Raw genomic sequence first — 8,118 nt, forward strand, 5'->3', positions numbered from 1 at the left:
CACGCGGCCCGCCAGCCCGCCCGTGCACGGCTGAACGCCCGCCCGTACGCGGCCGATCAGCCGCCCAGCTTCAGCAGGGCCGCCACGATCGGACCGGCGGTGTCACCGCCGTGGCCGCCCGCCTCGACGACGCCGGCCGCGGCGAGGTCGCCCCGGTACGCGGTGAGCCAGCCGTTCGGCTTCTTCTGGCCGTCGACCTCGGCGGAGCCCGTCTTGGCGCCGTAGTCCGGGCCCAGCCCCGCCATCGCCTTGGCGGCCGTGCCGTACGCCGCCGTGTACTGCATGACCTCCTTCAGCTGGGACTGCGTCTTCGACGACATGGTGCGCGCGGCCTTCGCCACCGTGCGGTGGTCCACCGAGGGCGACACCAGGTACGGCTGGCGGAAGACGCCGGACTCCACCGTCGCCGACACCGAGGCCATGTTCAGCGGGTTCATCCGGACCCCGCCCTGCCCGATCAGCGAGGCGCCCATCTGCGCGCCGCTCTGCACCGGCACGGAGCCGTCGAACGTGGGGACGCCGATCGCCCAGTTGTTCAGGCCGAGGCCGTAGACCTGCTGGGCCTCCTTCGTCAGGTCGCTGTTCGACAGCTTCGGCGCGAAGTTGATGAAGGCGTTGTTGCAGGAGGCCCCGAAGCTCAGCTTGAACGAGCCCTTCTTGATCTCCGAGTCGGCGTCGTTGTGGAACGTCCAGCCGGCCAGCTTGTACGTCTTGGGGCAGGGGTGCGAGGCGGCGGGGGTGACGAGCTTCTTCTCGAACAGCATCGTCGACGTGATGATCTTCATGGTGGAGCCGGGCGCCAGCGAACCCTGGAAGGCGGTGTTGAAGCCGTGCCCGCTGTTGGCGACCGCGAGGATCTCGCCCGTCGAGGGCCGCATGACGACCACCGAGGCCCGCGGCCGCTTGCCGACCTGCCGCTCGGCGGCCGCCTGGAGGGTCGGGCTCAGCGTGGTCCGCACCGTGCCCGGCGTGCCCTTGCTCAGCTCCACGAGCGTCTTGTCGGACAACTTGGCCGTCTTCGACGCCTTGCCGCGCACCACGCGCAGCTCGACGCCCGCCTTGCCGCCCGCCGTCTTGCCGAACTTCTCACGCAGACCGTCCAGCACGGTGCCCAGCGACGGATAGGCGGCCGTGGTCAGCTCGGCGCCCTCGCGGTCCAGCGCCTTGATGGGCGGGGTGCCGGACTCGCCGGTGACGAGCGTGTCGCCGTCCCCCAGGTCCGGATGGATCACGGAGGCGTGCCAGTCGACCAGCGGCTTGCCGTCGCTCGCCCGCCGGACCACGGTCAGGGCGCTGCCGTAGGCGAGCGGCTTGCTCAGGTCCTGGTACGACACCGTGGCCTTCACGGAGAACGGCACCTTGGCGCCGGTGGCGGAGCCGGCGGTGAGCGTGACGTCCTTCAGGTGGGCGTCCTTGGTGTAGCCGGTGAGCAGGGAGGTGGCGGCGGACGGGTCGTCGGTGGCGGCCGCGGCCTCGGACACCCTGCCCTTCTGCCAGGCGGTGAGGAAACGCGTGGTCACCGTGTGGACCTCGGCGGCGGTCGGCGGGCCGGTCCTGACGGTCTTGTGGCCCGAGTCGCGCTCGTCGGCCGCGGCACCGACGCCGTAGAGCGCGTAGGCGCCGAGGCCGGCGCCGCCGACGACCACGGCGATCATCCCGCCGAGCACGGCGGGTCCGGTCTTCCGTCGCTCGGCGACGCGCCTTCTCTTGCCCACAGCCTCAGTTCCTCCGCGCCTTCCCCAGGGTCCCCGCAGCCCTCACACTCCCCAACGATTCCCCCCACATTAAGGTCCCCGGCCCCACGGGTGACGTCGGGCCGCACTCCGTAGCAGGCTTGCGACAATCGGCCCGGCCGGGTGGACGCCGGGCCGGTCGCCGCCTGTCGGGTGTGCCCCGCTAGGTGTGCCCCGCTACACCCAGGTGTCCAGCCACATCCGCGACCGCCACGAGTCGATCGGGATCGCCTGGCCCGTGTACAGGGGCCAGAAGTAGATGAAGTTCCAGGCGATCAGCAGGACCAGGACGCCCGCCGCCGAGGCGCCGATGACGCGGCGGGTGTCGGAGGAGCCCGGTGGGCCGATGACGGCGCCGATCATCATCGCCACCGCAAGGCACAGGAACGGCAGGAAGACGACCGCGTAGAAGAGGAAGATGGTCCGCTCCTGGTACATGAACCAGGGGAGGTAACCGGCCGCGATGCCGCAGGCGATGGCGCCGGCCCGCCAGTCGCGGCGGAAGGCCCAGCGCCACAGGACGTACAGGATCGCGAAGCAGGCCGCCCACCACAGCAGGGGCGTGCCGATGGCCAGTACCTCGCGGGCGCACTTCTGGCCGGCGTCGGACGGGCAGCCGTCCGCGCCGGGGGAGGGGGACTCGTAGAAGTACGACACCGGGCGGCCCAGCAGGATCCAGCTCCACGGGTTGGACTGGTAGGTGTGCGGGGACGACAGGTGGACGTGGAAGTCGTAGACCTCGTGCTCGTAGTGCCACAGGCTCCGCAGCCAGTCAGGCAGGAAGGTCCAGTTGCCGCCCCGGCCGTCGGTCGCCGCCCAGTTGCGGAAGTAGCCGCCGGTGCCGTTCGTCGGGGAGAGGATCCAGCCGGTCCAGGACGCGAGGTAGACCGCGATCGTCACCGGGACCGTCGCGAGGAACGTGATGCCCGTGTCGTGCCTCAGCGCGGCGAGGTAGGGGTGCCGGGCGCCGGCCACCTTGCGCGCCCCGACGTCCCACACCACCGCCATCAGGCAGAACGCGACGAGGATGTACAGGCCGTTCCACTTGGTGCCGAAGGCCAGGCCCAGCATCAGCCCGGCGCCCCAGCGCCAGGGCCGCCACCCGAACCGGAAGGTGTCGGCCACCCGCTCGTCCGGGCGGACCATGCCGTCGGGGCCGGCGGGCAACGCCTCGGCCAGTTTCCGCCGTGAGCGGTCCCGGTCCACCACCAGGCAACCGAACGCGGCCACCACGAAGAACATCAGCACGCCGTCGAGCAGCGCGGTCCGGCTCATCACGAAGTGCAGGCCGTCCACCGCCATCAGCGCGCCCGCCAGGCAGCCGAGGAACGTCGAGCGGAACATGCGGCGGCCGATCCGGCACAGCAGCAGCACGGAGAGGGTGCCGAGCAGCGCCGTCATGAAGCGCCAGCCGAACGGGTTGAACCCGAACATCAGCTCGCCCAGGCCGATGACGTACTTGCCCACCGGCGGGTGCACGACGTACGCGGCGTCCGCGGGGATCGTCAGGTGGCCGTGCGACTGCAGCACGAGGTCGTTGGCGTTCTTGTCCCAGTTGACCTCGAACCCGCGGTGGACGAGCGCCCAGGCGTCCTTGGCGTAGTACGTCTCGTCGAATATCACCGCCCGGGGGCTGCCCAGGTTCCAGAACCGCATCACGCCCGCCATCAGCGTGACCAGCAGCGGACCGGCCCAGCCCGACCAGCGCGTGATCCGGTCCGCGAGCACCGGCGGCGCGCCCAGGGCCTGCCACAGGCGGGGGCTCGGCGCCGCGTACGGCGGCACCAGCCGGTCCCGTAGGTCGCCGGCGGGCGCGTCCGTGGCGGGCGTGTAGCCGAATCGGCGCAGCCGCTGCTGCCACGGCGTCCGCCGGTCGTGCGGTGCCTGGCCCTGCCGGAGGTCCGTGGAGGACGCGGTACTGGTCACCGCGCCATCGTAGGGAACCGATCTGTGTGAGTCCCGTGCATGGCGGTACCGGTCGGGACACGGCCGCTTTCCCACCGGCCCGCGAGCGCCTGCGAGGATGGGGGCGTGACTGGAACCCTTGTCCTGGCAGGTACCCCCATCGGCGACATCGCGGACGCGCCGCCCCGGCTGGCCGAGGAGCTGGCGGGCGCCGACGTCGTCGCCGCCGAGGACACGCGGCGGCTGCGCCGGCTCACCCAGGCGCTCGGCGTGTCCCCCAAGGGCCGCGTGGTGTCGTACTTCGAGGGCAACGAGGCCGCCCGCACCCCCGAACTGGTCGAGGAGCTGCTCGGCGGCGCGCGCGTGCTGCTGGTGACGGACGCGGGCATGCCGTCGGTCTCCGACCCCGGCTACCGGCTGGTCGCCGCCGCCGTGGAGAAGGACGTCCGGGTCACCGCCGTCCCCGGCCCGTCGGCCGTGCTCACCGCCCTGGCGCTGTCCGGGCTGCCGGTCGACCGGTTCTGCTTCGAGGGCTTCCTGCCGCGCAAGTCGGGGGAGCGGCTGTCCCGGCTGCGGGAGGTCGCCGCCGAACGGCGCACGCTCGTCTACTTCGAGGCCCCGCACCGGCTCGACGACACCCTCGCCGCCATGGCCGAGGTCTTCGGCGCGGACCGGCGGGCCGCCGTGTGCCGTGAGCTGACCAAGACGTACGAGGAGGTCAGGCGGGGCCCGCTGGACGAGCTGGCGCGGTGGGCCGCCGAGGGCGTGCGCGGGGAGATCACCGTCGTCGTCGAGGGCGCCCCCGAGGCCGGGCCCGAGGAGCTCGACGCCGAGGAACTGGTCCGGCGGGTGCGCGTCCGGGAGGAGGCGGGCGAGCGCCGCAAGGAGGCCATCGCGGCGGTGGCGGCGGCGGCCGGGCTGCCGAAGCGGACGGTGTTCGACGCGGTGGTTGCGGCGAAGAAAGAAGGGGCGCTCTGACCGCGCTCCAGCCGCGCACACGCTCTCTGAGCAGGACTCTTCTCGGCTGAGCGTGCGCCCCATGGGAGGGCAAAAGGCCGGCTCCGAAGGCAAAGCCCACACCCCTCAGCGAGGGCCGTTTCGGCAAGGAACGTCCAAAACGCCTCCAACACTCGACAGGACTGATGCGTTCGCGACGGCGGAGGCGTCCACTGGTCGAAGGGACGTGACCGTCCCTCGCCCCAGGGTTCCGGGGGGAACCCGTACCGGGGCGCTTGTCCAGCGGACAAGAGGAGCTGGCATGAGTGAGATCGCAGGGCAGACCGGCCTCCGCGGCACGGCCACCGCCGTCGTTCACGAGTCGTACGCGTTCGCCTGCATGCGGTGCGGGCACGGGTGGGAGCAGTCGTACGCGATAGAGCACCACACGGACCTGCACGGACAGCAGTTCGTGACGTACGTGGCCGACGACCGGGTCGTCCCGTCCCCGTTGAGCCGGCCCGCGTGCCAGAACTGCGACGGGCGCGTCGTCAGGATCATGCGCGCGGGCCAGGTCTCGTCGGTGCGCGGCGCCGCCGAGCGGCAGCACCGGGTGCCGCAGGCGGGGCCGGTCGAGACCCCGCAGGTGCCCGGGCAGACCACCCCGCAGGTGCCGGGGGAGGCCAAGGAACCGCACCACTGGCACCTGTCCGATCTCCTGCACCCCTTCCAGCGCCGGGCGAGCTGAGCCGAGCGTCCCGGCCGAGCGGGACACCGGGCGGAGCACCCCGGCCGAGCGGGACACCGGCGTTCGAGAGCGTCCCCCTTTCGTAGGATCGGAGCATGCCTTCGAACGCCGGCCGCGCCGCACACAAGGGCGACAAGAACGCGGCTCCGCCGCTCCCGGCACCCCTGCGGGTGCCCGTCGCCGACTCCCACACCCACCTCGACATGCAGTCCGGCAGCGTCGAAGAAGCCCTCGCCAAGGCCGCCTCCGTGGGCGTCACGACGGTCGTCCAGGTGGGCTGCGACCTCGCCGGCTCCCGCTGGGCCGCCGAGACCGCCGCGGCGCACGGCGGCGTCCACGCGACCGTCGCCCTGCACCCGAACGAGGCGCCCCGCATCGTGCACGGCGACCCCGACGGCTGGTCGCGGCAGGGCGCGCGTGAGCCCGGCGGCGACACGGCGCTCGACGAGGCCCTCGCCGAGATCGACCGGCTCGCCGCGTTGCCCCAGGTCAGGGGCGTCGGCGAGACCGGCCTCGACCACTTCCGCACCGGCCCCGAGGGCAAGGCCGCCCAGGAACGGTCGTTCCGCGCCCACATCGAGATCGCCAAGCGGCACGGCAAGACCCTCGTCATCCACGACCGCGACGCCCACGCCGACGTCCTGCGCGTCCTGAAGGAGGAGGGCGCCCCCGAGCGCACCGTCTTCCACTGCTACTCCGGCGACGCCGAGATGGCCGAGATCTGCGCCCGCGAGGGCTACTACATGTCCTTCGCGGGCAACGTCACCTTCAAGAACGCCCAGAACCTCCGGGACGCGCTCGCCGTCGCCCCGCTGGAACTGGTCCTGGTGGAGACCGACGCGCCCTTCCTGACCCCGGCGCCCTACCGCGGACGGCCCAACGCCCCGTACCTGATCCCGGTCACGGTGCGCGCGATGGCCGCCGTGCGCGGCCTCGACGAGGACGCCCTGGCGACCGCCCTGGGTGCCAACACGGCCCGCGCCTTCGGCTACTGAGGTCACCGAGGCGCCTGAGGTCACCGAGGTACGTGAGGCACCTGCGCGCACGTTCGGTGGGCAACTGTGCGTAGTCGAGCCGCTTTGGAGAGTGACGGTCGCTCCGCTAGGTTCTGGGGGCCCGATTCGGACCCCTCTGGCCCTCCTGGAGCGTGTCGGCGTGAGCAAGCCGCAGTTCGAGACGTACGACCCGCACGGCCCCGACGCCTCCGTGCACACCGCGGAGACGTTGCCGTACGGGGTGTACCGGGACACCTACCGGCCCGCCTACGAGGCGGAGGCGTACTTCGTCACCGAGCCGGCTCTGCCCCTGCCGCGCCAGGTGACGAGCGTGCCGTGGACGGCCGCGCCGGACGCCGAGACGGTGATCCTGGAGCGCGGGGAGCCCACGGTGATTCTGGAACGCGGGGAGCCCACGGTCGTCCTGGACCGCGGGGAGTCCGCGGTCGTACCGGCGTCCGGGGAGCCCACCGTGGTGCTGGACTCCGCGCGGCCCGCCGCGACGGGCGGCCGGGCCGCCCGGCGGCGCAGGGCCCGCTCCGCCGAGCGCCCCGAGTCCGCCGTGCGCCGGCTGCTGCCGCAGGCGCTGGTCGTCGCGTTCCTGGCCGGCGGCACCACCGCCTTCGTCGCCAACGACAAAGCCGTCGAGCTGAGCGTCGACGGCAGGCCGCGCACCCTGCACACGTTCGCCGGCGACGTGTCGGAGCTGCTCGCCGAGGAAGGCGTGCGGGTCGGTGAGCACGACATGGTCGCGCCGTCCCGCGACGCCCCCCTCGCCAGCGGCGACGAGGTGTCCGTGCGCTACGGGCGCCCGGTGCGGCTCACGCTGGACGGTGAGCAGCGCGAGGTGTGGACGACGGCGCACACCGTGGAGGGGGCGCTGCGGGAGATGGGCGTGCGCGCGGAAGGCGCGTACCTGTCGGCCTCCCGCTCCCACGGCATCGGACGCGCCGGTCTCGCCCTCGACGTGCGCACCGAACGCGCCGTCACGATCATGGCGGACGGCCGCACCCGCACCATCCGCACCAACGCGGCCACCGTCCGCGAGGCCGTCGAGGAGGCCGGCATCACCCTGCACGGCCAGGACACCACCTCCGTGCCGCCGGGCAGCTTCCCGCGCGACGGCCAGACGGTGACCGTCCTGCGGGTGTCCGGCAGCAGGGAGATCCGCGAGGAGCCGATCCCCTTCGACGTGCAGCGGATCGCCGACCCCACCCTCTTCAAGGGCACCGAGGTCGTCGAACGCCCGGGCCGGCCCGGGCTGCGGCGGGTCACCTACTACCTGCGCACCGTCAACGGCGTACGCGAGAAGCCGCGCCGGGTGACGTCCGAGGTGGTGCGCGGACCGCGCAAGCAGCTGGTGCGGGTCGGCACCAGGCCGCGGCCGCACTCCGTGCAGGGCGCCGAGCACCTCGACTGGCGCGGCCTCGCCGTCTGCGAGTCCGGCGGCCGCCCGGACGCCGTGGACCCCTCCGGGACGTACGGCGGGCTCTACCAGTTCGACACGCGCACCTGGCAGAGCCTCGGCGGCAGCGGCCGCCCCCAGGACGCGCCCGCGGAGGAGCAGACCTTCCGCGCCAAGAAGCTCTACCTGCGCCGGGGCGCCACCCCCTGGCCGCACTGCGGGGCACGGCTGCGCGGGTGAGTGGTTCCGTCGGCGGGGTCCTCTCGGTGAGAGGTCCGTGGCCGGTGAGGTCCGCGGGCTGCCGCCCGGTTGTGCGGGCCCGGGTCGCTCACGGGTGAGCGCCGGACGGAGGGCCCCCGGCCGCCCCGTACCCTTGTCCCGTGACCAGCCCCACCC

General features: G+C 73.1%; 6 protein-coding genes. 4 read left to right on the plus strand and 2 right to left on the minus strand.

The features are described 5' to 3' along the window. Positions 1-56: 56 nt before the first annotated feature. Positions 57-1,715: a penicillin-binding transpeptidase domain-containing protein gene (locus tag V7E45_RS36270; protein ID WP_333778533.1), complete on the minus strand. Its 1,659-nt coding sequence runs from the start codon at positions 1,713-1,715 to the stop codon at positions 57-59. 195 nt (positions 1,716-1,910) lie between these two features. After that, entirely contained in the window at positions 1,911-3,659 is a 1,749-nt protein-coding gene (locus tag V7E45_RS36275) for a dolichyl-phosphate-mannose--protein mannosyltransferase (RefSeq protein WP_333778534.1), read from the minus strand. A 105-nt stretch (positions 3,660-3,764) separates the two neighbouring features. Between V7E45_RS36275 and rsmI the strand changes: the two genes are divergently transcribed. The 4 genes from rsmI to V7E45_RS36295 all read left to right on the plus strand — a co-directional run bounded on the left by rsmI (position 3,765) and on the right by V7E45_RS36295 (position 7,962). Next, positions 3,765-4,616, plus strand: a complete 852-nt coding sequence (rsmI, locus tag V7E45_RS36280) for a 16S rRNA (cytidine(1402)-2'-O)-methyltransferase (protein WP_333778535.1) — start codon at positions 3,765-3,767, stop codon at positions 4,614-4,616. A 280-nt stretch (positions 4,617-4,896) separates the two neighbouring features. Continuing rightward, the gene (locus V7E45_RS36285) at positions 4,897-5,322 is read left to right on the plus strand and encodes a hypothetical protein (protein WP_333778536.1); all 426 of its coding nucleotides are present in this window, start codon (positions 4,897-4,899) and stop codon (positions 5,320-5,322) included. Positions 5,323-5,417: 95 nt separating this feature from the next. After that, positions 5,418-6,317: a TatD family hydrolase gene (locus tag V7E45_RS36290; protein ID WP_333778537.1), complete on the plus strand. Its 900-nt coding sequence runs from the start codon at positions 5,418-5,420 to the stop codon at positions 6,315-6,317. Positions 6,318-6,477: 160 nt separating this feature from the next. Continuing rightward, positions 6,478-7,962 carry a ubiquitin-like domain-containing protein gene (locus V7E45_RS36295; RefSeq protein ID WP_333778538.1) on the plus strand — a complete coding sequence of 495 codons (1,485 nt, stop codon included), beginning with the start codon at positions 6,478-6,480 and terminating at the stop codon, positions 7,960-7,962. The last annotated feature ends 156 nt before the right edge of the window (positions 7,963-8,118 follow it).

The sequence above is a fragment of the Streptomyces sp. IBSBF 3136 genome (genome assembly GCF_036815105.1).
Classification (GTDB): Bacteria; Actinomycetota; Actinomycetes; order Streptomycetales; family Streptomycetaceae; genus Streptomyces.